This window comes from Devosia sp. 67-54, assembly GCF_001899075.1.
GTDB lineage: Bacteria > Pseudomonadota > Alphaproteobacteria > Rhizobiales > Devosiaceae > Devosia_A.
This window is the reverse complement of the sequence record NZ_MKVA01000009.1, coordinates 194,106-219,043: the sequence shown is the minus strand read 5'-3', so window position 1 is coordinate 219,043 and position 24,938 is coordinate 194,106. Positions and strand designations below refer to the sequence as shown.

The 24,938-nt window shown below is 64.9% G+C and carries 23 protein-coding genes; 11 read left to right on the top strand and 12 right to left on the bottom strand.

Annotated elements, in window-relative coordinates; genetic code table 11:
* The first annotated feature begins 13 nt into the window (after positions 1 to 13).
* From BGO82_RS16235 to BGO82_RS16225, 3 genes are read left to right on the top strand one after another with little or no spacing between them, the layout of a single operon-like run.
* The gene (locus tag BGO82_RS16235) at positions 14 to 970 is read left to right on the top strand and encodes a sugar ABC transporter permease (RefSeq protein WP_291306661.1); all 957 of its coding nucleotides are present in this window, start codon (positions 14 to 16) and stop codon (positions 968 to 970) included.
* Entirely contained in the window at positions 967 to 1,821 is an 855-nt protein-coding gene (locus tag BGO82_RS16230; RefSeq protein ID WP_291306660.1) for a carbohydrate ABC transporter permease, read from the top strand. Before BGO82_RS16235 ends, BGO82_RS16230 begins: the two co-directional genes overlap by 4 nt.
* A gap of 25 nt (positions 1,822 to 1,846) precedes the next feature.
* Complete coding sequence (locus tag BGO82_RS16225; protein ID WP_291306659.1) at positions 1,847 to 3,331, top strand: sulfatase; 1,485 nt, start codon at positions 1,847 to 1,849, stop codon at positions 3,329 to 3,331.
* 124 nt (positions 3,332 to 3,455) lie between these two features.
* Here BGO82_RS16225 and BGO82_RS16220 read toward each other — a convergent pair whose 3' ends face one another.
* On the bottom strand, positions 3,456 to 4,472 hold the full coding sequence (locus BGO82_RS16220) for a LacI family DNA-binding transcriptional regulator (protein WP_291306658.1): 1,017 nt from the start codon (positions 4,470 to 4,472) through the stop codon (positions 3,456 to 3,458).
* A gap of 158 nt (positions 4,473 to 4,630) precedes the next feature.
* Between BGO82_RS16220 and BGO82_RS16215 the strand changes: the two genes are divergently transcribed.
* The 4 genes from BGO82_RS16215 to BGO82_RS16200 are packed head-to-tail and all read left to right on the top strand — an operon-like array spanning position 4,631 to position 9,163.
* Positions 4,631 to 5,512, top strand: a complete 882-nt coding sequence (locus BGO82_RS16215; protein ID WP_291306657.1) for a sugar ABC transporter permease — start codon at positions 4,631 to 4,633, stop codon at positions 5,510 to 5,512.
* Between the two features lie 8 nt (positions 5,513 to 5,520).
* Entirely contained in the window at positions 5,521 to 6,372 is an 852-nt protein-coding gene (locus tag BGO82_RS16210) for a carbohydrate ABC transporter permease (protein WP_291306656.1), read from the top strand.
* 26 nt (positions 6,373 to 6,398) lie between these two features.
* Positions 6,399 to 7,670 (top strand): extracellular solute-binding protein, encoded by a 1,272-nt coding sequence (locus BGO82_RS16205; protein ID WP_291306655.1) that lies wholly within the window; start codon positions 6,399 to 6,401, stop codon positions 7,668 to 7,670.
* Between the two features lie 50 nt (positions 7,671 to 7,720).
* Complete coding sequence (locus BGO82_RS16200; protein ID WP_291306654.1) at positions 7,721 to 9,163, top strand: sulfatase-like hydrolase/transferase; 1,443 nt, start codon at positions 7,721 to 7,723, stop codon at positions 9,161 to 9,163.
* A 156-nt stretch (positions 9,164 to 9,319) separates the two neighbouring features.
* Here BGO82_RS16200 and BGO82_RS16195 read toward each other — a convergent pair whose 3' ends face one another.
* From BGO82_RS16195 to BGO82_RS16145, 11 genes are all read right to left on the bottom strand, one after another.
* Positions 9,320 to 11,257: an acetoacetate--CoA ligase gene (locus BGO82_RS16195; protein ID WP_291306653.1), complete on the bottom strand. Its 1,938-nt coding sequence runs from the start codon at positions 11,255 to 11,257 to the stop codon at positions 9,320 to 9,322.
* A complete protein-coding gene (locus tag BGO82_RS16190) occupies positions 11,250 to 12,431 on the bottom strand; it encodes an acetyl-CoA C-acetyltransferase (protein ID WP_291306652.1) in 1,182 nt (393 codons plus the stop codon). Before BGO82_RS16190 ends, BGO82_RS16195 begins: the two co-directional genes overlap by 8 nt.
* 1 nt (position 12,432) lies before the next feature.
* On the bottom strand, positions 12,433 to 13,413 hold the full coding sequence (locus BGO82_RS16185; protein WP_291306651.1) for a branched-chain amino acid ABC transporter permease: 981 nt from the start codon (positions 13,411 to 13,413) through the stop codon (positions 12,433 to 12,435).
* Complete coding sequence (locus BGO82_RS16180) at positions 13,413 to 14,276, bottom strand: branched-chain amino acid ABC transporter permease (protein ID WP_291306760.1); 864 nt, start codon at positions 14,274 to 14,276, stop codon at positions 13,413 to 13,415. The genes BGO82_RS16185 and BGO82_RS16180 overlap by 1 nt, the downstream gene beginning before the upstream one ends.
* 71 nt (positions 14,277 to 14,347) lie before the next feature.
* The gene (locus BGO82_RS16175) at positions 14,348 to 15,541 is read right to left on the bottom strand and encodes an ABC transporter substrate-binding protein (RefSeq protein WP_291306650.1); all 1,194 of its coding nucleotides are present in this window, start codon (positions 15,539 to 15,541) and stop codon (positions 14,348 to 14,350) included.
* 34 nt (positions 15,542 to 15,575) lie between these two features.
* A complete protein-coding gene (locus tag BGO82_RS16170; protein ID WP_291306649.1) occupies positions 15,576 to 16,316 on the bottom strand; it encodes an ABC transporter ATP-binding protein in 741 nt (246 codons plus the stop codon).
* Positions 16,309 to 17,076 (bottom strand): ABC transporter ATP-binding protein, encoded by a 768-nt coding sequence (locus BGO82_RS16165; RefSeq protein ID WP_291306648.1) that lies wholly within the window; start codon positions 17,074 to 17,076, stop codon positions 16,309 to 16,311. Before BGO82_RS16165 ends, BGO82_RS16170 begins: the two co-directional genes overlap by 8 nt.
* Positions 17,073 to 17,858 (bottom strand): 3-hydroxybutyrate dehydrogenase, encoded by a 786-nt coding sequence (locus BGO82_RS16160; RefSeq protein WP_291306647.1) that lies wholly within the window; start codon positions 17,856 to 17,858, stop codon positions 17,073 to 17,075. The genes BGO82_RS16165 and BGO82_RS16160 overlap by 4 nt, the downstream gene beginning before the upstream one ends.
* A 160-nt stretch (positions 17,859 to 18,018) precedes the next feature.
* The gene (locus BGO82_RS16155) at positions 18,019 to 19,431 is read right to left on the bottom strand and encodes a sigma 54-interacting transcriptional regulator (RefSeq protein WP_291306646.1); all 1,413 of its coding nucleotides are present in this window, start codon (positions 19,429 to 19,431) and stop codon (positions 18,019 to 18,021) included.
* Between the two features lie 257 nt (positions 19,432 to 19,688).
* Positions 19,689 to 19,943: a hypothetical protein gene (locus tag BGO82_RS16150; RefSeq protein ID WP_291306645.1), complete on the bottom strand. Its 255-nt coding sequence runs from the start codon at positions 19,941 to 19,943 to the stop codon at positions 19,689 to 19,691.
* Between the two features lie 66 nt (positions 19,944 to 20,009).
* Entirely contained in the window at positions 20,010 to 20,216 is a 207-nt protein-coding gene (locus tag BGO82_RS16145; RefSeq protein ID WP_291306644.1) for a cold-shock protein, read from the bottom strand.
* Between the two features lie 480 nt (positions 20,217 to 20,696).
* Here BGO82_RS16145 and BGO82_RS16140 point away from each other — a divergent pair, with 480 nt between their 5' ends.
* The 4 genes from BGO82_RS16140 (at position 20,697) to BGO82_RS16125 (ending at position 24,923) form a co-directional block, all read left to right on the top strand.
* A complete protein-coding gene (locus tag BGO82_RS16140) occupies positions 20,697 to 21,602 on the top strand; it encodes a LysR substrate-binding domain-containing protein (RefSeq protein WP_291306643.1) in 906 nt (301 codons plus the stop codon).
* Between the two features lie 102 nt (positions 21,603 to 21,704).
* Entirely contained in the window at positions 21,705 to 23,051 is a 1,347-nt protein-coding gene (locus BGO82_RS16135) for an extracellular solute-binding protein (RefSeq protein ID WP_291306642.1), read from the top strand.
* A gap of 118 nt (positions 23,052 to 23,169) precedes the next feature.
* Positions 23,170 to 24,099, top strand: coding sequence for a sugar ABC transporter permease (locus BGO82_RS16130; RefSeq protein WP_291306641.1), 930 nt, complete (start codon positions 23,170 to 23,172; stop codon positions 24,097 to 24,099).
* On the top strand, positions 24,096 to 24,923 hold the full coding sequence (locus BGO82_RS16125; RefSeq protein WP_291306640.1) for a carbohydrate ABC transporter permease: 828 nt from the start codon (positions 24,096 to 24,098) through the stop codon (positions 24,921 to 24,923). Before BGO82_RS16130 ends, BGO82_RS16125 begins: the two co-directional genes overlap by 4 nt.
* Positions 24,924 to 24,938: the final 15 nt, after the last annotated feature.

The window sequence follows — 24,938 nt, the reverse complement described above, 5'->3', positions numbered from 1 at the left end:
CGAGCTGAGGCGGATGACCACGACGCTCGCCACCGCACGTACCGCGCCACGGGACCCCCTGGCGCGGTACTGGTCTCGCAACCGGCTGGAGCCCTATGCGCTGGTGCTGCCAGCGATGGCGATCCTGGCGATCTTCTTTGCCGGGCCGGCCCTCTACAACATCGCGCTGAGCTTTCAGCAGCTCAGCCTGTTCGATCTCGGCCGCGAGGGCAAATGGGTCGGCTTCGACAATTTCGTCGAGGTGCTCACCGACCCGGCCACCGGCCACGCGCTGTTCAACACGGCGCTGCCGCTGACCATCGTCACGGTGGCAGTGCGTCTGGCGCTCGGCCTCGGGCTGGCGCTGCTGCTCAACGCCAGCGTGTTCCGCCGCTGGAAGCTCGGCTGGCTGGTGCGCTCGCTGGTCCTCATTCCGTGGGTGACGCCGCCGGTGGTGGCGGTGGCGGCCTGGAAATGGCTGCTCGATGCGCGCTACGGCGTCGTCAACCAACTCCTTGTGGGGCTGGGCATCATCCAGCAGGGCATCCCCTTCCTCGCCAAGACCAACACGGTCTGGGGCGCAGTCGAGACCATGCTGATCTGGCGCGAGCTGCCCTTCGTCGTCATCACTTTTCTCGCCGCGCTGCAATCGATCCCCAGCGATCTGCGCGAGGCGGCGCGCATGGACGGCGCCAGCGAATTGCAGATCCAGACCAGGGTGGTGCTGCCGCTGCTCAGGCCGGTCACGGCGGTAATCGTCATGCTGACCACGATCTGGACCTTCAACAATTTCGTCTATGTGTGGCTGGCGACGCGTGGCGGTCCCGGCGACTACACGCAGGTGCTGGCGACGCAGATGTATACCGCCTCCTTCGTCGACTACCGCATGGGCTCGGGGGCGGCCATCGGCGTGGTGATGAGTGTCATCATGTTCGCCTTTGCGCTGATCTACTTCCTCGTGGTGTTCCGCGAGCGGGATGGTGTGCGATGAGCGTCGATGTCGGCACCTCGCCTTCGGCGCGCTTCGCCAAGGACCTCGCGGTGGTGGTTATCGGGCTGGCGCTGCTGCTGCTGCTTGCCTTTCCGTTCCTGTGGGTCGTGATCATCTCGTTCCGGCCGGATTCGGAGATCTTCACCCGCACCTTCCGGCTGATCACCACGATCACCACCGACAACTACGCCAAGCTGCTCTCGGGCTCGCCCTTTCCGACCTATCTGCGCAACAGCTTTTTCGTCTGCATCACGGCGACCTTCTTCGCCGTGGTCATCGCGCTCGTCGCCGCCTACGGCTTTTCGCGCTATCGCCGCTTCCGGCTGCGCCAGGTGCTGCTGGTGCTGGTGATCTGCACGCAGCTTTTCCCCTTCGTCATCCTGATCACGCCGCTCTATGCGATGTTCTTCAGCCTGGGGCTGGTCAACAATTTCCTCAGCCTCATCGTCTCCTACATCGCCATCAACCTGCCCTTCGCCATCTATCTGCTGCTGGGCTATCTCGACACCATTCCGGTCGAGCTCGACGAGGCGGCGCGCATCGACGGCGCCTCGACGCTGCAGGTCATCTTCCGGGTGATCCTGCCGGTCGCCTGGCCGGGGGTGGTGACGGTCGCCGTCTATGCGTTCGTCGCGGCCTGGGACGAGTTCCTGTTCGCCCTGACGCTGATGACCTCGGACGAGAACAAGACCGTGCCGGTGGGGCTCGCGAGCTTTTTCGGCGAATACACCACGCAATGGAATCTGGTGATGACCGCCTCGGTGATCACTACCCTGCCCACCCTCATCCTGTTCATGCTGCTGCAAAAGAAGCTGGTGTCCGACCTGACCGCCGGCTCGGTCAAGCAGTAGCGCCCACACCTACGCCGAGCCAAACATGAACATCATTCTGGTGCTTATTGACAGCGTGAACCGCAGCGCGCTCGAAGCCTATGGCGGCAGCGAGTTCGCAACGCCGAACCTCATGCGCTTCGCCCGGCGCGCCTGGCGCTTCGACAATCATTTCGTCGGCAGTCTGCCCTGCATGCCGGCACGTCGCGAGATCTTCGCCGGGTTCAGCGGCATGCAGTGGCGGCCCTGGGGGCCGCTGGAGCCGTTCGACCTGCGCCTGCCCAAGCTGCTGGAGCAGGCGGGTTACCAGACGGCCATCGTCACCGACCATTATCACTATTGGGAGGAATCGGCGAACGGCTACGTGCAGAGCTTCCAGAGCGCCGAGTTCGTCCGCGGGCACGAGCTCGATTTCTGGAAGCCGCAACTGGCCGAAAACGAGTTGCCGCAATGGGTGCGGAACATCGAGCGCTGGCGACCCGAGTATGGCCGGCGCTATTTCTCCAACGTTGCCGAGTTCGATGGCGAAGAGGATTTCTTCCCCGCCAAGGTGTTTTCGGCGGCAAGCGAGTGGCTCGGTGCCCGCAAGGCCGAGCGGCCGTTTTTCCTCCAGGTCGAATCCTTCGACGTGCATGAGCCGTTCCACGTGCCCGAACCCTATGCGTCGATGTATGGCGACGCGGCGCTGCGCGACCGCTTCACGCTCTGGCCGCCCTATCAGGACGCGGCGAAGCAGGCCGAGTTCTTCGCCAGCGCCAGCCCCGAAGAGATCGCCTATGTGCGCTCGCAATATGGCGGCAAGCTCACCATGGTGGACCACTGGTTCGGGCGGCTGCTCGACACGCTGGACGCGCAGAAATTGTGGGACGACACGGCAGTGATCGTCACTACCGATCACGGGCACGATCTCGGCGAGCGCGGCGGCTTCGGCAAGCAGTTCCCGCATTTCGACAGCCACGCCAACATTCCGCTGCTGGTGTGGCACCCCGACCTGCCCGGGGAGGGGCGGGCGGTCACGGGGCTGACGAGCACCGTCGATCTCTTCGCCTCGCTGCTCGAGCTTGGCGGCACATCGGCGCCGGCTCCCACGCATTCGCGTTCCTTCGTGCCGACGCTGCGCAGCGGCGACGGGCGCGACGCGGTGATCTACGGCACCTTCGGGCAGGGCATGTGCTGCACCGACGGAGAGTGGACGCTGATCCTGCCGCCCGACCGCGAGATGCCGCTCTACGCCTATTCGACCATGATGCCGACGACACTCGCCGGCGACATCCCTGCCGAGCACGGCTATTTCATCCCCGGCGTCAAGCTGCCGCAATGGAAAATCCCGGTATCGCCGGACGGTCCGGGCGACCGCCGCGCGCTCGATAGCGAGCCGCTGCTCTACCATCGCAGCGAAGACCCGCTCCAGCAGCGCAACGTCGTCGCCGAGCATCCTGAGCACGCGGCGCGAATGCGCGCCCTGATGCGCGACACGCTCGCGGGCTACGGTGCCCCGACGGAGCTGTTTGCACGATTGCGGCTGAGTTAGAAGCACTTGCGACATCAACAAGCACCCGGTCGCATGTCGCGTCTAGCGCGCCCCGCACGGAAGATGCGCTGCGCGTCGAACGCCGGTCAGCGCTCGGATATTTCAATCCGGCGTCGACTTCGCGTTATCCTCGTGCAACGTCGCATGATTGGCCCTCGATGAAGCGTCCTTCCAGAACGACGCGCTGCGGGGCGGAGCCGGGAGTGCGCAGGTGGTGGAGCAGGGTGCGGGCGGCGGCTTCGGCAAGCTGTCCGGGCAGGCGGTCGATCATGGTGATTTCCGGGGAGGAGACACGGCCCAGAGCCGGGTGGTCGGCGCCGAGCAATGAAATGTCGCGCGGATATTTGAGGCCGAGATGCTTCAGCGCTTCGAGCGCGCCATAGAGAATCTGATTGCCCCCGGCGATCAGGGCTGTCGGCCGGCTGCGGCCGCGGAGCAGTTCCATGATGACCTGCCGCGCGTAGTCCTCGGACGTTCCCCCGTCGAGGATCGGTGAGTCGGCGCGCAGCAGCCTGGAGGCGCGCAGGCCCCGCTTGAAGCCGGCAATGCGCTCGCGGCCGGGGCGCATCTTGGCGCTCGGTGCGACCAGGGCGATCCGCTTGTGCCCGAGCGCCGCAAGATATTGCACCGCGCCCTGCATTGCCTTGGCGTGGTCGATGACGACGCTGTCGACCTCCACTGGCAAGTCTCGATCGACCAGCACGACCGGGCAGTCCATCGCCGCGACGCGCTCGATGATGCCCGGATCGCTTTCGTCGCAGGTCTTGAGCAGCACCGCTTCGATGCGGTTGCGCTGGAAGCTGCGCAGGGCGCGCTCCTCGGCCGCCGGGTCGAAATGCGAGCAGGCGAGGATGACGGTGTAACCCTCGCTGGCAAGCACGCGTTCGACGTTCTGGGCCACCGTCGCGCTCACCCCATGCGCGAAATCGGGCATCAGAAAGCCGATGGTCCGCGACGAGCCGCGGCGCACATTCTGCGCGGCCGCGTTGGGCTCGTAATTGAGCTGGCGCATGGCCCGCTCCACGCGCTCCCGTGTCGAGTGCTTGATCGAGGGATGGTCGTTGATCACGCGCGAGACGGTGAGGGTGGACATCCCCGCCGCCTTGGCCACGTCGTGGATCGTCGGACGGGTGGGGCTCATCACCATATTGTGGCGGAAGCCGATTGCATTGACTAGTCGATCGCGCCATGCTTTAAAAAAGTAACAACGATATAACTTTGGGGAGGGGTTATGCGGTTGTGGAACGAGCCTGCAGTCTGCGGGCGCAAGTGTAGCCGCCCCGGCGCCCGATCGGTGCGATGAGCTACGTCTTCCGGCAACATCGCCTGGCGGCCCTGCTGCTGCTGATGCCGGCGCTGCTGTTCGCGGCAGCGTTTCTGGTTTATCCGCTCGGCAATGGGCTGTGGCTGAGCCTCACCAACGCCTCGGCGCTCCGGCCGAAGGCGAAGTTCGTCGGGCTCGCCAACTACACCTACCTTCTGTCTACCTCCGAATTCTGGACGGTCATCTTCAACACGATCGTGATCGTCGGCGGGGCCATCGCGCTCTCGACGGCGGTGGGCCTGGCGCTGGCGCTGCTGGTCAACAGGAAGCTGCCCGGAGTGGCGCTGTTCCGGGCCGGCATCTTCCAGATCTGGATCGTGCCGTGGATATCCGTCGCCATCCTCTGGGGGTGGATTTTCAATGCCGACTACGGGGTGGTGAACTATCTGCTGATGGATGTCGGGCTCATCAGGGCGCCGGTCAACTGGTTCGCCGACACCACCACGGCGCGTGTCGTCATCATCCTCGGCTTCGCCTGGCGCATGATTCCGTTCATGATGGTGGTATCGCTCGCCGCGCTGCAGACGATTCCTGCAGAGATTCTCGAGGCCGCCGCGGTGGACGGGGCGGCGCCGATGCAGCGCTTCCTCCGCATTACGTTGCCGATCCTGCGCCCGATGCTGGTGACGCTGGCGCTGCTGCAACTGGTGAAGCTGTTCCAGGAAATCACCCTACCGTGGATCCTGACGCAGGGCGGGCCGGTCAACGCCACCACCACGCTCAGCCTCTACACTTACAAACTGGCGTTTCAGCAGTGGGACTATGGCCTTGCGGCGAGCGCCGGCACGCTCTGGCTCATCCTGCTGTCGCTGATTGCGCTCGTTGCAGTGCGGCTTACCCGTCGACGGTACCAATAGGCGGAGCAATGACCGAGCTTTCCCATATCGATCGCCGTCTGCACGCCTCCCGCATCGCGAGTTATGTGGTGATGGCGGTCAGTCTCATCGTGCTGCTGTTTCCGCTCGCCTGGCTCCTGGCGACGGCGTTCAAGAGCCGCGGCGAGGTGTTCATGGTACCGCCGACCTGGTGGCCGCGGCAGCCGACGGTGGAGCCCTTCGCCGACGCCTTCACCCCGACGATGCTGCGGTTCTTTTTCAACAGCATCCTGATCGCGGCGCTGACTGCGGTGGTGAGCACCGCGATTGGCGCGTGCGCCGCCTACGCGATCGTGCGGTTGCAGCACTGGGCGACCAATCTGGTGCTGCTGTTCTTTCTCGGCTCGCTGGCTTTCCCGCTGCCGCTGCTGATGATCACGCTGTACCTGCTGCTGTCGCGGCTTGGACTGATCGACACTTATCCGGCCGTGGTGGTGGGACATGTGATCCTGACGCTGCCGGTGGTCATCTGGCTGCTCAAGGGCTTTGCCGAAAGTCTGCCAGTCGAGGTCGAGGAGGCGGCCTATGTCGATGGCGCAGGTGTGCTCAGGATCATCTGGCTCGTCGTGCTGCCGATGATGCGCCCGGGCTTCACAGCCGCAGCCATCTACGTTTTCGTGACGTCCTGGAACGAGTTTACATTCGGACTGACCTTCACCACGTCGAGCGACATGCGGCCGCTGCCGGCTGGCATCACGCTGCTGTTCCTGCAGGAATTCCAGTATCAATGGCCGCAGATGATGGCCGTCGCGGCGACCGCCACGGTGCCCATTCTCGTGCTGTTTCTCGCGTTCCAGAAAAATTTCGTAGAGGGCGTCACCGCCGGTGCCGTCAAGAGCTGATTTCGTGCTTCAAGAGGAGGAAGAGCATGCATGAGGTAAGGAGACTAACGCTTGCCGCCACGGCGTTCCTGGCGCTTTCGGCAGGCAGCGCGCTGGCGCAAGAAGTGAGCTTCATGGGCTGGGTCGGCCTGTTCGACTTTCAAAAGAAGGGCTGGGACAACATCGTCTCGTCCTTCGAAAAGTCGCATCCGGGAATGACGGTCAAATACATCGGCACTCCCAATGAGCAGACGCTCAACCAGGCGGTGGTGGCGATCAATGGCGGCCAGTCGCCGGACATCGTCCAGGTCAATCCGGGCTGGGTGTCGCAGCTCAACGGCATGAGCGCTTTGACCAACCTCAGCGACAAGCTGCCCAAGACCACGCTCGACAACATCCCGCAGGGCTATCGCGACGCCATGACCTTCGACGGCAGCCTGGTGGCGGTACCGTGGATTCCGGGGCCGATCGCGATGGTCTACAACCGCACGCTGATGAAGGAGGCCGGGCTCGACCCGGACCATCCACCGCAGACCTGGCAGGAGTTCACCTCGGCCGTCGATGCCATCTGTGCGCTGGGCGACAAGAATGGCGGCAAGGTCTATGGCGTGGCGCTACGCACGGCACAGCAGCCGGCAAGCGGATTGTGGACGCTGCCGATCATCTGGGCGCAGGGCGGCGATGTCGTCGATGCGGGCGGCAAGGTCAATTTCGACACCGATGCCACGAAGTCGACGCTCACCTGGCTGCATGACGTGATCGGCAAGGGCTGCGCGCCCGAGTTCGCCGATATCCAGCAGTCCCGCAATCTGTTCGCACAGGGCCGCGCCGGCTTCATCTTCGAGGGCCCGTGGATCGGCGGCATCGTGGCCAATATTTCGGGCGGGGCACTCAAGGTGGGCAAGGACGCCGATGTGTGGATGGCCAACATGCCCGCGTCCGACGGGAAGAGTCCACGCGATCTCGACAACTCGAATATGCTGGTGCTGACCAAGAAGGGTGCCGACAATCCTGCCGCGGCCGCCTTCGTCGACTTCATCATCAGCGACCCGCAGGCGGTGGAGTATTTCTACGAGACGTCGAATCAGTTGACCACCGGCCGGACCGACCTGATCGGCGCCGGGAAGATGGGCCAAGACCCCTATGTCCAGGCGTTCGCCGCCATTCTCAAGAACGCCAATCCGCTGCCGATTCGGGACGTGCAGGCGACAGGAATGTACGATGCCCTGTCGAAGGCGATGCAGGCGGTGATCAAGGGCGCCGACGTGGCCGGCGAGATCGCCACGCTCGACAGCGCCGTCGAACGTCTTGCGGACTAGCGAGACAGGCGGGCGGCCGCGCCTGGCCGCCCGCAACCAGCAGGATCATCATGCATAGACCAAACATACTTCTGATGGTCGTGGACCAGCTCCGCTACGACTGCGTCGGGTTCGCACGGCGCTATCCCGTGCGCACGCCCAATCTCGACAGACTGGCGGCGCGGAGCACCTGGTTCTCCCATGCCTTCACGCCGATTCCGACCTGCTGTCCGGCCCGGCAGTCCTTCCTGACGGGGCAGCGGCCCGAAGCGCTGGGTACGTTGTGGAACTATGATCTGGGCTCGAAGATTCCTTCGCTCGGGCGCGACGTGTGGACCTGGAGTAAATCGCTGTCGGCGAGTGGCTACGCCACCGGCTACGTTGGCAAATGGCACGTCAGCGACAGGCTCGACCCCACCGATTTCGGCTTCGGCACCTATGTCTCGGAAGCCGAGTACGATGAGTTCCGGGCCGCCCGATATCCTGATGAAGTCTTCCATGCCGGATATTTCGGCGAGGATGATCCGCAACCTCTGGAGGATGCCCGCACGCACTGGCTGGCCGATCGCGCCATCGATCGGATGAAGGGCCTGTCAACCGGCAGCAGGCCGTGGCTGTTGCGCCTCGATCTGACCGAGCCGCATCTGCCCTGCCGGCCGGCGGCGCCGTTTTCGGGTCTGTTCGGGCCCGGCGACGTTCCGCAATGGGCGTCCTTCGGCGAGACGTTCGAGAACAAACCCTACATTCAGCGCCAGCAACTCTTCAACTGGCGCATCGAGACTTTCGACTGGAGCGACTGGGCCCCCATCGTTGCGCGCTACTACAATATCATCGCGCAGGTCGATGACGCGGTAGGGCGGATGCTATCTGCCCTGAGCGCACTGGGACATGACGACGACACGGTCGTCATCTTCACTTCGGATCACGGCGACATGTGCGGGGCGCACCGGATGCTCGACAAGCACTATGTCCTCTACGACGACGTGGTGCATGTCCCACTCATCGTGCACATGCCGGGGCAGCAGCGCGGCGCCACCACCGATGCTTTCGTCAGCAACATGCTCGATCTCGCGCCGACGCTCGCCGCGCTCGGTGGCGGCGATGTCCCTGCGCACCTGCACGGCACCAGCCTGCTGCCGCTGCTGTCGGGCGACCCGTCCTTCGTGCCGCGCGCCGATATCGTCTCGACCTATAACGGGCAGCAATTCGGGCTCTACAGCCAACGCATGCTGCGCGAGCGGCGCTGGAAATATGTGTGGAACGCGACCGATGTCGATGAGCTCTACGATCTCGAGGCCGATCCGGCGGAGCTGCGCAATTTGATTGCCGATCCCGGCGTGCAGGGCGTTGTCGAGCGCATGCGTCGCCGGTTGCACGCCGAGCTCAAGCTTGCCGGCGACAGCTTGGTCGACAATCCATGGCTGACCGACCAGATGCTGGGGCCGGGCCGCAAGCTCGCCTCGGAGCAGGGCGGCCCGACCGCCTTGCCGGCAACGCACGAGGCGCCCGGCTGAAGGCTGTTTGCAGACACGAGCTGGCGCGTCTTCCTGGCCAGCTCCCCGCGACCCCGGAGCCTCTGGCCGGGGTCGCATTTTTTCTGCCCAAGCCGGATCGGGTGCCAGCTGCCTCCGAGAGTGATCCAAAAAGTTGTCCGGCATGCTGGACGGCGGCTATTCGGCAAGCTGCGGCAGGTTGCGATAGGCATCGAGGCATTCGGGGTTGGCGAGCGCGGTGTCGTTGCCGATGGCGCGGCCGTGAATGGTGTCACGGACCGCGATCTCCGAGATCTTGCCCGAGCGCGTGCGCGGGATTTCGGGCACCGCGACGATGCGTGCCGGTACGTGACGCGGCGTCGCCCCGCTCCGGACACGGGCGCGGATGCCTTGTTGCAGTTTCTCGGTCAGCTCGACACCGGGCCTGAGCTTGACAAACAGCACGATGCGCTGGTCGCCTCGCCAGTCCTGTCCGACGCAGATCGCCTCAAGCACCTCGGGAATGGTTTCCACCTGCCGGTAGATTTCGGCCGTGCCGATCCGTACGCCGCCAGGATTCAGCGTGGTGTCGGATCGCCCGCTGATGATGAAGCCGCCCGAGGGCCGCCGTTCGGCGAAATCGCCGTGTGCCCACACGCCCGGGAAGCGGGAAAAGTACGCGGCAGCATAGCGGCTGCCGTCCGGGTCGCCCCAGAATCTGACCGGCATGGATATATGGGCGTTGCGACAGACGAGCTCGCCCGGCCGGCCGCTGACCTCGTGCCCTTCGCCATCGAAGGCGGCGACATCCATGCCGAGCATTGCGCCCTGCAGTTCGCCGCGGCGCACCGGAAGCGTCGGCACGCCGCCGAGGAAGCAGGCGCAAATGTCCGTGCCACCCGAAATCGAGGCCAGATGCACATCGGATTTCCAGTCGGCATAGATGTAGTCGAAACTCTGCGGCAGGAGCGGCGAGCCGGTGGAAAGGATCGTCTTGAGGGATTTGAGCGAATGCGTGGCGCGCGGCGTGAGGCCAGCTTTGTGGCAGGAGTCGATGTATTTCGCCGAGGTTCCGAAGATGGTGATCTCTTCGGCATCGATGAGGTCGGCGAGCCGTGCCGGTCCGGGATAGGCCGGGTTGCCGTCGAACGTCACCAGCGTTGCACCGGAGGCGAGTCCGGTGATCAGCCAGTTCCACATCATCCAGCCGCATGTGGTGTAGTAGAACAGCCGGTCGCCAGCATTCAGACCGCAATGCAGCACATGTTCCTTCTTGTGCTGCAGCAGCAAGCCGCCGGCGCTGTGCACGATGCATTTCGGCCGGCCGGTGGTGCCAGACGAAAACAGGATCGCCAGCGGCGCGTCGAAGCCCTGCCGGTAGTAGGCGATGGGACCGGGCGAGAATGGCGCGAGCCAGCGTTCGAGCCGGGCATGAGGTTTGCGGTAGGTCGCGGCCGACGGTGCGTCGCCGAGCAGGACGATGCTCGCCACTGAGGGCGCAGCGGCAACGGCGTCGATGCTCGCGTGCGTGTCGATCCACTTGCCGGCATAGCTGTAGCCGGGCACGGCAAACACGATCTTGGGTTCGATCTGGTTCAGCCGGTCGCTGGCCCCCGCCGGCCCGAAATCGGGCGAGCACGAGGCCCAGATCGCTCCTATGGCCGCCGAAGCGAGATAGAGTGCGATGGCTTCGACGTCGTTGGTGACGATGCCGGCGACGCGATCGCCGGGGCCGATATCGCGCGCTCTGAGCGCCTGCACCATGACCGAAACCAGATCGTGCAAACTCTTGCGCGTCAGCGCGCGCCGGGTGCCGTCGTCACGATGTGCGATCAGCGCGAGACGGTCATCGGGCTCGACCAGAAGGTTTTCGGCGTAGTTGAGTCGTGCCTCCGGGAAGAACCGCGTCCGGCGAATGTCGGCGTCGAGGCGAACGGCGCGTCCGCCTTTGTCACCGAGGATGCCAAGGAAATCCCATAGCGCCGAGTGATACGCCTCGGGGTCGCGCACCGACCAGGCATGCAGCTCGTCATAGTCGGTTGCCGAGACGCCGACGCGACGGGCGAAGCCGGCCAAATTGCTGCGGGCAACGCGCGCTGCGTCCGGTGTCCAGAGGATTTCGCCCAGCTCAGACATGTTCCACCGCCATGGCAATGCCCATGCCGCCGCCGATGCAGAGCGTCGCCACGCCGCGTCGTGCCTTGCGGCGTCGCATTTCGTGCAGCAGCGTGGTCAGGACCCGTGCGCCCGACGCGCCAATGGGATGGCCAAGCGCGATGGCGCCGCCATTGACGTTGACGCGTCCGGACTCAAGTCCAAGGTCCGAGATCACGGCGAGACTCTGTGCCGCGAAAGCCTCGTTGATTTCCCACAGGTCGACGTCGCCAAGCTGCCAGCCGGCGCGCTCGAGCGCATTGCGGCTGGCGGGGATGGGACCGAGCCCCATCACCTGCGGGTCGACGCCGGCATGCGCCCATGCGGCGATGCGGCCAAGGGGCGCGAGCCCCCGCCGCTCCGCCTCGGCCTCCGTCATCAGCACCAGCGCCGCCGCGCCGTCATTGATACCCGAGGCGTTGCCGGCGGTCACGGTGCCGTCGTCAGCGAAGGCCGGCCGCAGTGCCGCCATCGCCTCCGACGACGCATCGTGCCGGATGTGCTCGTCGGCGGTGAATGTCTGCAAGCCCTTGCGGCCGGCGATCGCAACCGGTGTGATCTCGTCGGCAAATCGCCCCTCGGCCGCGGCGGCGGATGCCTTGCGTTGCGAGGCGAGTGCAAACTCGTCCTGCGTCTGCCGCGAGAGCTGATATCGGCGCGCCACATTTTCGGCCGTCGCGCCCATCGGGTAGCCGTAGAACGCGTCGGCCAGTCCGTCGGTCATCACGGTGTCGCGCAGTTGCAGGTCGCCGAGCTTGCGGCCCTGCCGGATGAAGGCGGCATGCGGGGCGCGGCTCATGCTTTCCTGCCCGCCGGCGACGACGATGTCGGCGCCGCCCGTTTCAATCTGCTGCGCGGCCAGGGCCACAGCGCGCAGGCCGGAGCCGCAGACCTGGTTGACCAGCGCCGCCGGCGCGGCATCGGGCAGACCGGCGGCACGGCTTGCCTGCCGGCCCGGGTTCATTCCCTGCGCGGCGGTCAGCACCTGTCCGAGGATGACCTCGTCCACATCCTCGGGAGCGACCCGCGCGTCGGCCAGGGCCGCCCGGATCGCGACGGCGCCAAGCTCATGGGCCGCCATGGATGACAACATGCCGTTGAGCGAGCCGATCGGTGTACGGCGGGCGGCGGCAAAGACGATTGCAGGCAAGCTCATTTCACAGCGGTTTCCGGATCCAGCGCGACAGCACGCCGACGATGCCCTCGCGGAACAACAGCACGGCGACAACGAAGATGGCACCCTGGATCACCGTTACCCAGGCGCCGAAGCCGGCGAAATAGTTCTGCATCGTGACGACGGTGGCAGCGCCGACCAGCGGGCCGAAGACGGTCCCCATACCCCCGAGCAGCGTCATCAGCACGACCTCGCCCGACATGCTCCAATGCGCGTCGGTCAGCGAAGCAAGCTGGAACACGAGCGCCTTGGTGGCGCCGGCGAGGCCGGCCAGCGTCGCCGACATCACGAACACTGCGAGCTTGTAGCGATTGGTCTTGTAGCCCATCGAGACGGCGCGCGCCTCGTTGTCGCGAATGGCCTTGAGCACCTGTCCGAAAGGCGAATGGATGATGCGGTAGATCAGCAGCAGGCTGCAGCCGACGATGGCGAGCACGACGAAATATAGCGTCAGATCGTTGTCGAGGCCGACCAGGCCGAACAGCCGGCCGCGCGGCACCGCCTGGATGCCATTCTCGCCGCCGGTGAACGGCGCCTGCAGGGCGACGAAATACACCATCTGCGCAAACGCCAGCGTCACCATGGCGAAGTAGATTCCCTGGCGCCGGATCGACAGGGCGCCAATAGCGGTGCCGAGCACCGCTGCGGCGGTGGTGCCGAGCAGGATCGCTAGTTCCGGCGTTAGGTTCCAGTCCTTTGCTGCGTAGGCCGCGACATAGCTCGCGGTGCCGAAGAAGGCAGCGTGGCCGAATGACAGCAGGCCGTTGTAGCCGAGCAGCAGATTGAGCGCCGAGGCGAACAGCGCAAAACACAGCACGCTCATCAGGAACACCGGGTACAGCACGAACGGCGCGATACACAGCAGCGCCAGGAGCGCGACAAAGACGACGGCGTGGTGCCGCCCGTCTGAGGTTGCCACGGGTGTTGTGGAGGCTTCGGTCCGGTCATCTGCTGGAGCGCTCATCATGCCACCTTGCCGAACAGTCCGGCCGGCTTGACCAGCAGCACGATGGCCATGATGACGAAAATCACCACTGACGAGCCCTGCGGATAGAAGGTCTTGGTAAGCCCCTCGATGATGCCGAGACCGAAGCCAGTGGCGATGGCGCCGAGGATCGAGCCCATGCCGCCGATCACGACGACGGCGAAGACGATGATGATGAGGTCGGCGCCCATATCGGGGTTGACCGAATAGATCGGGGCGGCGAGGACGCCTGCCAGCGCCGCGAGCCCGACGCCGAACCCGTAGGTCAGCGTGATCAGCCGCGGGACGTTGATGCCAAAGGCGCCTACAAGAACGGGATTTTCCGTTGCCGCCCGCAAATAGGCGCCGAGCCGGGTCTTGTCGATCAGCAGCCAGGTCCCCGTGCATACGACGATCGAGGCGACGATCACCCAGGCGCGATAATTGGGCAGGAACATGAAACCGAGATTGATGCCCCCCGCAAGCTCGCCGGGAATCGAGTAGGGCAGGCCGGAGACGCCGTAGAAATTGCGAAAGACTCCCTGGATCATCAGAGCCAGGCCAAAAGTCAGCAGCAGGCTGTAGAGATGGTCGAGCTGCGCGAGCCGCGCGATCATCGTGCGTTCGACGATCATGCCGAGAATGGCGACGACGATGGGGACGAGCACCAGCGCTGCCCAGTAGTTCACGCCGAGATAGGTGAGCGCCATCCAGGCGAGGAACGCCCCGACCATATAGAAGGCGCCGTGGGCGAAATTGATGACGTTCAGCATGCCGAAGATCACGGCGAGCCCGAGGCTCAGCAGGGCGTAGAATGACCCGTTGATGAGTCCGAGGAGCAGTTGGCCGAACAGAACCTGCACTGGCATGCTTGTATGTCCCGGAAGTGGATGACGATGCGCCGGCTGTGCGGCGCATCGTCGGCGATGAAAGACTAGCCGAGGGTGCAGCCCGACTGCTCAACCGTCTGGAAGGCATCCTTGGCGGGGATGGTATCGACCAGCTTGAAATAATCCCATGCCCCCTTCGACTCGGCCGGCGACTTCACCTGGTAGAGGTACATGTCGTGCAGCACACGGCCATTGGCGAGGATGGAGCCCTTGCCGAACAACGGGTCGTCGGTGGGATTGGCCTTCATCCAGTCGAGCACGGCCTTGGAGTCCTTGCCCTTGGTGGCGTCGACGGCCTTCAGGTAGTCGAGCACGCTGGCATAGACGCCGGCCTGCACCATGGTCGGCATCTTGCCGTTGTTCTTGGCGGCAAAGGCCTTGGCGAAGGCGCGCGTGCCATCGTCGCGGTCCCAGTAGAAGGCGGAGGTGACGAGCAGCCCCTGCGCCGTTTCAAGGCCCATCGCATGCACGTCGGTGATGAACACCAGCAGTGCCGCGAGCGACTGGCCACCCTTGGTGATGCCGAACTCGGCGGCCTGCTTGACGGTGTTGACGGTGTCACCACCGGCGTTGGCAAGCCCGATGATCTGGGCTCCGGAGCCCTGTGCCTGCAGCAGGTAGGACGAGAAGTCGGAACCAGGGAACGGATATTTGACATCGCCCGTGACGGTGCCGCCGAGGTTCTTGACGATGGCGGCGGTGTCGCGCTCGAGCGCCTGTCCGAAGGCATAGTCGGCAGTGATGAAGAACCACGAGCTCTTGCCCTGCTTCAGCAGCGTGCGAGCGGTGCCGTTGGCCAGTGCGTAGGTGTCGTAGGTCCAAAGAATGGTGTTGGGCGAGCACGACTTGCCGACGATATCGGTCGAGCCGGCGCCGGAATCGATGAAGACCTTGTTCTTTTCCTTGGTCACCTGGCTTACGGCCAGCGCTGCCGAGGAGGTCGGGACGTCGAATATGGCGTCGACGCCGTCCTGGTCATACCATTGACGTGCGATGCTGGAGGCGATGTCCGGCTTGTTTTGGTGGTCGGCCGAGACGATCGAGACATTGATGCCTTTGTCGGCAGCCTTGAAGTCATCGACCGCCATCTGCGCGGCGATCACCGATCCCTCGCCGCTGAGATCGGCGTAGACCCCAGAGCGATCGTTGAGAACGCCGATCTTGACGTCGATCGCCAGCGCCGGCGCGGCACTCAGCAAAGCCACCGCGGCGGTGGCGAGTACAAGTCTTAGTTGCATTTCAATCCTCCCTATTGGCCTGCATGCAGGCCGTTCACACGCCCAGATAGGCATGCAGCTGGTCCATCTTCGCGTTCAGTTCCGAATTGCGAATCTCATCGATCACGCGACCCTGCTCGACGACGTAGTGCCGGTCCGCAACCTGCGCCGCGAAACGGAAGTTCTGCTCCACGAGGATGATCGTGAAGCCCTGCTGCTTGAGGTCGCGCAGGGTGCGGCCGATCTGCTGCACGATGACCGGGGCGAGGCCCTCGGTCGGCTCGTCGAGCAGCAGAAACTTGGCGCCGGTCCTCAGGATCCGGCCGATGGCGAGCATCTGCTGCTCGCCGCCCGAAAGGCGCGTGCCCTGGCTGCCGAGGCGCTCGCGCAGGTTGGGGAACATCGCGAGTACCGCGTCGCGGCTAAGCCCGCCTGGACGCACCACGGGCGGCAGCATCAGGTTTTCCACGACGCTGAGCGACGCAAAGATGCCGCGCTCCTCCGGACAGTAGGCGAGCCCGGCGCGGGCGATGGCACGTGCCGGCAGACCGATCAGTTCCTGGCCCTGGAGCCGGATGGACCCCGTTCGCCGGGGCAGGATGCCCATGATGGCGCGCAGCGTCGTGGTCTTGCCGGCGCCGTTGCGGCCGAGAAGCGTCACCACCTCCCCCTGGTGCACATCGAACGCCATGCCCTGCAGCACGTGGCTCTCGTCGTACCAGGCATTGAGGTCCCGCACGGCGAGAAGAGCTGGAGACTGCGCGGCCGACGGATGCGGGGAACGGGCGTCAGCCATGGCCGACCCCGATATAGGCCTCGATCACCCGGGGATCCTTGGACACCTCGTCATAGCTGCCTTCGGCCAGCACGCGTCCTCGCGCCAGCACCGTGATGCGGTCGGAGAGGTCGGCGACCACCGACAGATTGTGCTCGACCATCAGGATCGTGCGGCCGACCGAGACCGATTTGATCAGCGCGGCGATGCGGCCGATGTCCTCGTGCGCCATGCCGGCCATGGGCTCGTCGAGCAGGAGCATCTGCGGCTCCAGCGCCAGCGTCGTTGCGATCTCCAGCGCCCGCTTGCGGCCATAGGGCAGGGCGCCGGCAGCCACTTCGGCATAGTCGCTGAGCCCGACTTCGGCGATGCGCTCGCGGGCCTTGTCGTCGAGTGCGTGCAGCGAGCGCTCCGAGCGCCAGAAGTCGAAGCTGTCGCCGCGGGTCCGCCGCTGCAGCGCCAGCCGGACATTCTCGAGCGCGCTGAGGCGCGGGAACACTGCCGAGATCTGGAACGAGCGCACGAGTCCCAGCTGGGCAATCTCGGCCGGTGGCAGGCGCGTGATATCGCGGCCGTTGAACAGGATGGTGCCGCTGGTGGGCTGCAGGAACTTGGTCAAGAGGTTGAAACAGGTCGTCTTGCCCGCGCCATTCGGGCCGATCAGGGCATGGATCGAGCCGCGACGCACCTCGAGGTCGACATCGGTGACGGCGGCAAAGCCGCCAAAGCGCTTACCCAGCTTGTCGGCGCTCAGGATGATGTCGCCTCGAACCACCGTCATTTCGCCGTCCAGCCTCCGTCGATGGAGATGGCGGTGCCGGTGATCGACCGCGCCATGTCGCCGCTGAGATACAGGGCAAGCTCGGCGATTTCCTCTGGCTGTACGAACTGCTTGGTCGGCTGCGGGCCGAGAAAGATGTCGCGGATGACTGCGTCCTGGCTGATGCCATGCACGCGGACCTGGTCCGCCACCTGTTTGGCGACCAGCGGGGTCCAGACGTAACCGGGGCAGATGGCGTTGGCGGTGATCCCCTTTTCGGCGACTTCCAGCGCGACGGTCTTGGTCAGGCCCACGACACCGTGCTTGGTCGCCACATAGGCCGATTTGAACGGCGAGGCTCTAAGCCCATGCGCCGAGGCGACGTTGATGATGCGCCCCCAGCCGCGCTCGGCCATGCCGGGTATTGCGGCGCGGATCGTGTGAAATGCCGAATCGAGGCTGACCGCGCGGATGCGGTCCCAATCGGCGGGAGGAAAGTCCTCGATCGGGGCGACTTTCTGGACGCCGGCATTGTTGACCAGAACGTCCAACTGGCCGAAGGCGGCGATGACATCGCCTACAAGGCCGAAGCTCTGCGCTGCATCGGCCAGATCGGCGCGGAAATACCGCACCCGGCCGCGGGCTCCTGCGGCGACGTCGTCGACCGCGGCGCGCACCTCGGCCTCGGGCTCGAAGCTGTTGAGGGCAACGTCATGCCCCATCTCGGCAAATCGCTTCGCGATCGCAAGACCGATGCCGCTCGACGATCCCGTGACGAGCACCGCGCGCTTGCCGTCCTCCACCTAAGTCTCCACCCTGTTGCGCCGGTCATGCCGGTTCTGATTGGCGAGGGTGTTTCAAGTTTCGTGCCAGATCGCGTTCGCCCGCGGTCGCAGGCGTTTGAGCGGCTGGTGCTCGGCGCCGTGTCCGGGATGCCGGACAGGAGTCCCGGCACAGAGACATTCACGCGGTGATGTCGTGGCGGCGGAGCTTTTCGTAGAATTGCGAGCGAGAGATGCCGAGCCGCTGCGCTGCCAGCAGCTTCTGGCCGCCGCTGGCGTCGAGGGCATCGAGAATGGCGCGCCGTTCGGCCTCCGCCAGGCGCGAGGCAAGATCGGCCGGCCCCCCTATCCCGCCCGGTGCCGTGCCGCCGCGCGCCGGAAGCGCCAGGCGGATCAGGTCGGCTCCGATGATGTCGCGGGGGGCCATCGCCGCAGCACGTTCCAGGACGTTGGCGAGTTCACGCACATTGCCCGGCCAGTCATGCTGCTGCAGCAATTGCACCGCCGCAGGCTCAATCACCCAGCCGCGCTGGTCACTGGCGCGCGGTGTCTTTTCCAGCAGTGCGTCGCAGAGCACCGGAATGTCTTCCAGCCGCTTGCGCAGTGGCGGGATGGCGATCGTCAGCACCGCGATACGGTAGTAGAGGTCGGCGCGGAAGCTTTTGTCCTCGATGCGCGCCACAAGGTCCTGCGAGGTGGCAGCGATGATGCGGACATCCACCTTCTTGACCGCGTTTGAGCCGAGGGCCTCGATTTCCCCCTCCTGCAGCACGCGCAGCAGCTTGGCCTGGATGCCGATCGGCATGTCGCCGATTTCGTCGAGGAACAGCGTGCCGCCATGCGCCAGCTCGAACTTGCCCTTGCGGGCCTTGCGGTCGGCGCCGGTAAACGCGCCGGGCGCAACACCGAAGAATTCGGCTTCCAGCAAAGCCTCGGGCACCGCGGCCATGTTCACCGCCACGAATGGGCCGTCGGCCCGGTCGGACTGCTGGTGGATGGCATGCGCCAGGAGCTCCTTGCCGGTGCCGGTCTCGCCCGACAACAGCGCCGCCCCATCGCGCAGGGCGAAGCGCCGCACCTGCGCCTTGAGCTGACCGACGACCTCGCTGGTGCCCACGAAGCTGGACAGCGAATATTTGGCGGCCCGTTCGCGGGTAAGCGCCGCCTGCGCGCGGTCGAGCTGCTTGTGCAGCAACTCGAACTTTTCGAGCATGGGTGCAAGAAAGTCGACCCGGTCGTAAAAGACGAAGCCGACCGCGCCGTCGACCGCGCCGTTGTCGTCCTTGAGTGGAATGCGGCAGACGACGAATTGCCGCTCGTCAAACTCCATGATGTCGACGAGAATCGGCCGGCCGGTCTCGACGACGCGCCGCATCAGCGAATGCGGAATGACCTGCTCGACGGGCAAGCCATAGCAGGCGAAATCCGCCGGCATGCCCAAGAGTTTGCGATAGCGCGGATCGATCCAGGTGATGCGCGATTCATGGTCGACAATGAGTGCCCCCTGGAAATAGTCGCGAAGCAGGCTGAAGGACGACAACGCCTGCTCGATGTTGGGGTGCTCGGGACGGCCAATCGAGGAACTCTCGGACACCACACATTTCCAGCTTCTTGGACCAAAACGCAGGCTACCCGTCCGGCATTCAGGACGGCAACCAGATTCTGTAGAGGCTGGGAGCGGTCAGGGCCAATCTCGTGCTCGGCGCGCCATCGTCCATAGCGATCGTCGGTGCGACCAACTGATGGGAAATGAGCGTCGGGCGATACATCGTGCCGCCGGTCCAGCGACGGTTGCAGGACCCACCGCTCGCATGGAGGCTGCGTTGTGCTCGGTCGGTGGGGATCAGTCCGTCAGCGCCGGGCGATGGCGATATTGAAGAAGCTCTCGCCTTCGGAGAATGCCGCTTTCAGGGCATCGCTCGGCGACAGGTCGATTTCGTCCACCACGCGCTCGTTGTTCTCGCCCAGGGATTTCACTCGATAGAGGATCGGGCCGTTGTCGTGCGGCAGGCAGAAGACCACCTCGCATGGTCCCGCGCGGCGGTTGCTGCGTTGCGGGGCAGAGCGCAGATCGAGCATCTGGCCGACCTTGTAACGGTGCTGCATGATGCGCTCCTTTCCAAGAGCGAAAAGAGAGGTGCAGGGGCGCCGAGGCGCCCCCACGGAGCTGTTTCAGACGAGCTGCAGGTTGATGGCGGACTCGCGTCCGTCACGGCCGCGCTCGAGATCGTAGGTGACCTTCTGGCCATCGCCGAGGCCCGAGATGCCGGAGCGCTCGAGGGCGGACACGTGGACGAACGCGTCCTTGCCGCCATTCTCGGGGGAGATGAAGCCGAAGCCTTTAGTGGAGTTGTAGAACTTTACGGTGCCGGTGTTCATTTGGCGCCCTTTCAGAGAAAGCTCGAAGCAAAGCAAACGAGCGGTTGCCCTGCGCAACATGCGACAGGGGTCTAACAACGTTTGCAGTTCGGAAGGGAAGCCAAGCAGCCGGGCTATGCCGGAAGATCAGGTCGCCAACAGGGGCTGGACGTATGATCATACCATCTGCTTCAATTGCGCCCAAGTCAAGGCGCGGCAGACCTGCGTCGCGGTTGCCGCGATGGATGGGGTGGGTTTGCGGCATGATCGCCAGGCTGGTCGGGCTTGGCGCACACCAGATCTACCGCGGCCACCCACGGTATTGAGCGGCCGCCCTCGAGAACATCGTTTTGCCCGATCCGCGACTGTGGGTTGTGGAGCGCGGTTCGGTTAGGACTAGATCGCTTCACGCTACCGGCCACAGCGGTTTCCGAGCGATCTTCCGCTTGCTCCGTTGCGGGCGACGGCGGGAGAGAGCGGAAGCGGCAAGGGGCGCGTCAGGTGAATCTGCGGCAGTTGGAGTATTTTCTCGGTGTGGCGCGGTCCGGCAGTTTTACTGCCGGCGCGCTCCAGCTTGGGGTGGCGCAGCCGACGCTGACCAAGTCCATCCGCGCCCTCGAGGTCGAACTCGGTGTCGCCCTGTTCGAGCGCTCGGCGCGCGGTGTCGTGGTGACGCCGTTCGGAGCCGCTCTGCAGCGGCACGCTGAGAGGGTGGGGCTACAGCTCAAGGACGCGACGGACGAACTGGCTGCCCTGCGCAGCCACGCCGGCGGCCCGGTGGTGATCGGCGCAGGTCCGGCGTGGCTGCGTCGGCTGCTGCCCGAAGCGGTGGCCGGCGCCATCAGCCGTCAACCGACGCTGCGCGTCAGCCTCCTGGGAGGCTTTGACGACATGCTGCTCAAGGGCCTGCGCGCGGGCGAGCTGGATTTCGTGGTGGCCGAATTGCCGCCGCTGGAAAACGCCCGCGATCTGGACGTGCTGCCACTGACCACGGATACGCTCGGCGTCGTCTGCCGCGCCAGCCATCCGCTGGTGGGCCGCAAACGGCTCGCGCCCCGCGATGTGTTGGCCTATCCATGGGTCATGCCACCGCACCGTACGCGAGCCCATCAGCGGCTCAGCGCCCTGTTCGTGTCGGCCGACCTCCCGGTGCCGACGATCGCGGTGACGACCGAATCGATGGCGCTGCTGTTGCGGCTGCTCGCCAGTTGCGACGCGCTCACCTTCACCGTCTCGACCACGATCACGCTGCCGGAGGCCGCAGGGCTGGTCATGCTGGATGTGCCGCAGCTCGCGGCCAAGCGGGCCGCCGGAATCATCACCCGGAAGGGGGCGTGGGTGTCGCCGGCGGCACAATCGATCATCGAGGATCTGCGGGCGATCTGCGCCAGGGTGCAGCGCAACTAGCCATAGCCTATGGCTATGGAGGCGATACGCTTAATCATTTGATTGCATATAATTCCCCGTGTCACTCTCGGACAGGACCAATGATGTCCCGGGGAGGACCGAATGAACCGTCTGAAGCTGAATCGCCGTGAGGCCCTGGTGGGAATCGGTGCGGCGGCGCTGGCGAGCCGAACCGGCTTTGCCTTCGCGCAGGCCAAGGTCGAGCCGATCACCATCGTCATCAACCAGTCGCCGTGGCTCGCCAGCTTCCAGACCACAGTCGAGCTCTACGAGCAGGAGACCGGCAACCAGGTCAACCTCGACGTCAACCCCTTCGACGGCTCGTTGCAGAAGCAGCGCAACTCGGTGCGCGCCGCGCAGGGCGATTACGACATCCTGATCATGAATTCGGGGTGGTTCGCCGAGATGTATTTCGGCGGCTTCGTCACCCCCATCACCGACATCGATCCGAGCTTCAAGCTCGATCCCGACATCTTCACGCTGGGCGACACGGTTTATTTCGACCCCGACAAGAAGACGATGACGCCGCAAGGCAAGCTGATGTCGATGCCGATCCAGCCGCTCATTCCGCTGCTGTTCTATCGTGGCGACCTCTACAAGGAGAAGGGCCTCAAAGTGCCCGAGACCTTCGAGGAGCTCTTCGCCAACGCCAAGGCGCTGCACAATCCGCCGCAGATGTACGGCATCATGCAGCGTGGCGCGCGCGGGCCCAACACCGTGTCGTTCGACTTTTACCCTTACCTGTTCGGCATGGGCGGGGCGGTGTTCAAGGACCAGGCCGCCGGCGACTATTCGGTGGTGCTCAACGACGACAAGGGCAAGGAAGCGCTCGACTACTACCTCAACCTCGCCAAGGAGGCCGGGCATCCCAAGACCGCCTCGATCGACCAGGCCGAAATCATCCAGGGGCTGACGACCGGTCATGCCGCGCACGCCAGCATCGTGGTCGCCGCCTGGTCGCAGATGGACGATCCCGACAAATCGGTGGTTGCCGGCAAGATCGACTACGCCCCGACGCCGCACCTGCCCGGCTTGCAGCCGGGGCCGGCGCTCGGCCATTGGCTGGGTGGTATCTCCCACAACGTGTCCGATGATCGCAAGCGCGCGGCCGTCGAGTTCCTGCGCTGGTTCCAGACCAAGGCGGCGCAGATCGCCAACGCCAAGGCGGGCGGCATTCCGGTGAGTGCCGCAGCCTACAACGACCCGATGGCCGACGACCCGAAATATCGCTGGATGAAGCCGCTGGCGGCGGCGTTGCCGCACGCGATCAACCCCTATGCCTTCCCGGAGGCCAGCGAGGTGATTTCGGTACTCGAGCTCGGCCTCAATCGGGCGATTGCCGGCGAGATCTCCTCGGCCGTCGCGCTCAACTCGATGGCCGACGAGATCTACAAGGTGATGGACAAGTACAAGTACCGGACGGCAGCTTTGCCGGCACTGAAGGCGTAGCCGCCGGCTCGTCCGGCTCCCCGCCCATTCCATCCGCACCGGCCTATGGCGCCGGTTGCGGTGGTATTGGTGGGCGGGGCTTTCCGGCGAAATGCTTCGGGGCGATAAGGAGAGGGTAGTGTCCGTCACTTCCGCCAGCATGACGGCTGAGGCGCCGGCAGGCGTGCGCCGGCCACGCGACGACGATCCGGTATGGCGCTGGGTAGCGTTCGGCCCGGCGCTGCTGCTCATGCTGGCCATGGGTACGCTGCCGCTGATCAATCTGGTCTTCACCAGTTTTCACGACGTGGCCTGGTCGGGTGGGACGGCGCAGTGGACCTTCCGCGGGCTCGATCACTATGGGGAACTGTCGAGCGATCCGCTGGTCAGCGCTGGCGTGGTCAACACCATCGTCTTCGCGCTCGGGGCGGTCGTCGGCCAATTGGTGCTCGGCTTCGTGCTGGCGCTGCTGGTCAGCCGCATCGACCGCGGGCAGGTGCTGTTTCGCGCCGTCTTCATTCTGCCGATCCTGATCCCCGGCATCGTCATCGGTGCCATCTGGAAGCTGATGCTGAACTTCGATTTCGGACTGATCAACCAGGCGATCGGTCTTCTCGGCATCGGGCCGCACGACTGGCTTGGTGACGCCGGCACGGCGCTCCTGTCGGTGATCGTCGTCGATATCTGGCACTGGACGCCGTTCTGCTTCCTGCTCTTTCTGGCTGGTATCGAATCGCTGCCCGGCGATGTGTTCGAGGCGTCGCGCATCGATGGCGCCTCGCCGTGGCAGGAGTTCTGGCTGATCACCGTGCCGTTGATGATCCCGACCATCGCCGTCACCTTCGCCTTCCGGCTCGTGCTCGCGTTCAAGGTGTTCGACGAAGTCTATCTGCTGACCGGCGGTGGGCCGGGGACCGCGACCGAGGTGATCAGCTTCACGCTCTACCAGCGCTTCTTCACCGAGGACCGGGTGGGCTATGGCGCGGCCATTTCGGTGGCGGTGATTTTCTTCATCTGCCTGCTGCTGGTCGCGGGCCTGTCGATGCGGCGGCTGGGGAGGGCGCAATGACCCAGACGTCACGCGGCCGCGCCATTGCCTATGTCGTGCTGACGGTGGTCGCAGTCGCCATCGTCATTCCCGTGCTGTGGATCATCGCCGCCGGATTCCGCACGCAGATTTCGCTGCTGATGGGCGACGTGCTGTTCACGCCGGTGCTGCGTAACTTCCAGGAAGTGCTGTTCTCCAAGGGGTCGGACTTTCTCGACAATTATCGCAATTCCATCATCGTCGGGGGGCTTTCGACCGCCATCTGCGTGCTGGCCGGCACGCTCGCCGCCTGGTCGCTCGAACGGCTGCGCTGGCCACGCTGGGTCGCGCATGTATTCCTCGCCTGGGCGCTGGTGTTCCAGATGATCCCGCCGGTGGCCCTGGCCAGCGCCTGGTTCACGATGGAAAGGGCGATGCAACTCGACAACACCTTCATCGGGCTGATCCTGGCCCACGCCACGCTCAACCTGCCGATGGCGGTGTGGCTGATGGCCGTGTTCGTGCGCGACGTGCCGGACGAACTGGTGGAGGCGGCACGGATCGACGGCGCCTCGGGGCCGACGCTGTTCACCCGCATCGTGCTGCCGATCATCGCCCCGGGGCTGGCGGCAACCACGGTGCTGTGCTTCGTGTTTTCGTGGAACGAGTTCGCCGTAGCGCTCAACCTCACCAACAAGGGCACTGCCACCGTGCCAGTGGCGATCGCCAAATTCGCCCAGGACTTCGAGATTCAATACACCCAGATGGCTGCTGCGGCGGCGCTGTCGATCCTGCCGGCGCTGGTGCTGCTGCTCATCGGCCAGCGCTATATCGTCAAGGGCCTGACGACCGGCGCCATCAAATAGGCGGCCGTACAAGGA

Excerpts from the sequence above, each read along its gene's own strand:
- BGO82_RS16125 (WP_291306640.1), top strand. The coding sequence starts at position 24,096 with ATGACCCAGACGTCACGCGGCCGCGCCATTGCCTATGTCGTGCTGACG.
- BGO82_RS16200 (WP_291306654.1), top strand. The coding sequence starts at position 7,721 with ATGCATAGACCAAACATACTTCTGATGGTCGTGGACCAGCTCCGCTAC.
- BGO82_RS16225 (WP_291306659.1), top strand. The coding sequence starts at position 1,847 with ATGAACATCATTCTGGTGCTTATTGACAGCGTGAACCGCAGCGCGCTC.
- BGO82_RS16230 (WP_291306660.1), top strand. The coding sequence starts at position 967 with ATGAGCGTCGATGTCGGCACCTCGCCTTCGGCGCGCTTCGCCAAGGAC.
- BGO82_RS16190 (WP_291306652.1), bottom strand. The coding sequence starts at position 12,431 with ATGAGCTTGCCTGCAATCGTCTTTGCCGCCGCCCGCCGTACACCGATC.
- BGO82_RS16150 (WP_291306645.1), bottom strand. The coding sequence starts at position 19,943 with ATGCAGCACCGTTACAAGGTCGGCCAGATGCTCGATCTGCGCTCTGCC.
- BGO82_RS16185 (WP_291306651.1), bottom strand. The coding sequence starts at position 13,413 with ATGAGCGCTCCAGCAGATGACCGGACCGAAGCCTCCACAACACCCGTG.
- BGO82_RS16205 (WP_291306655.1), top strand. The coding sequence starts at position 6,399 with ATGCATGAGGTAAGGAGACTAACGCTTGCCGCCACGGCGTTCCTGGCG.
- BGO82_RS16165 (WP_291306648.1), bottom strand. The coding sequence starts at position 17,076 with ATGACGGTGGTTCGAGGCGACATCATCCTGAGCGCCGACAAGCTGGGT.
- BGO82_RS16210 (WP_291306656.1), top strand. The coding sequence starts at position 5,521 with ATGACCGAGCTTTCCCATATCGATCGCCGTCTGCACGCCTCCCGCATC.
- BGO82_RS16170 (WP_291306649.1), bottom strand. The coding sequence starts at position 16,316 with ATGGCTGACGCCCGTTCCCCGCATCCGTCGGCCGCGCAGTCTCCAGCT.
- BGO82_RS16215 (WP_291306657.1), top strand. The coding sequence starts at position 4,631 with ATGAGCTACGTCTTCCGGCAACATCGCCTGGCGGCCCTGCTGCTGCTG.
- BGO82_RS16195 (WP_291306653.1), bottom strand. The coding sequence starts at position 11,257 with ATGTCTGAGCTGGGCGAAATCCTCTGGACACCGGACGCAGCGCGCGTT.
- BGO82_RS16220 (WP_291306658.1), bottom strand. The coding sequence starts at position 4,472 with ATGAGCCCCACCCGTCCGACGATCCACGACGTGGCCAAGGCGGCGGGG.
- BGO82_RS16135 (WP_291306642.1), top strand. The coding sequence starts at position 21,705 with ATGAACCGTCTGAAGCTGAATCGCCGTGAGGCCCTGGTGGGAATCGGT.
- BGO82_RS16235 (WP_291306661.1), top strand. The coding sequence starts at position 14 with ATGACCACGACGCTCGCCACCGCACGTACCGCGCCACGGGACCCCCTG.
- BGO82_RS16175 (WP_291306650.1), bottom strand. The coding sequence starts at position 15,541 with ATGCAACTAAGACTTGTACTCGCCACCGCCGCGGTGGCTTTGCTGAGT.
- BGO82_RS16145 (WP_291306644.1), bottom strand. The coding sequence starts at position 20,216 with ATGAACACCGGCACCGTAAAGTTCTACAACTCCACTAAAGGCTTCGGC.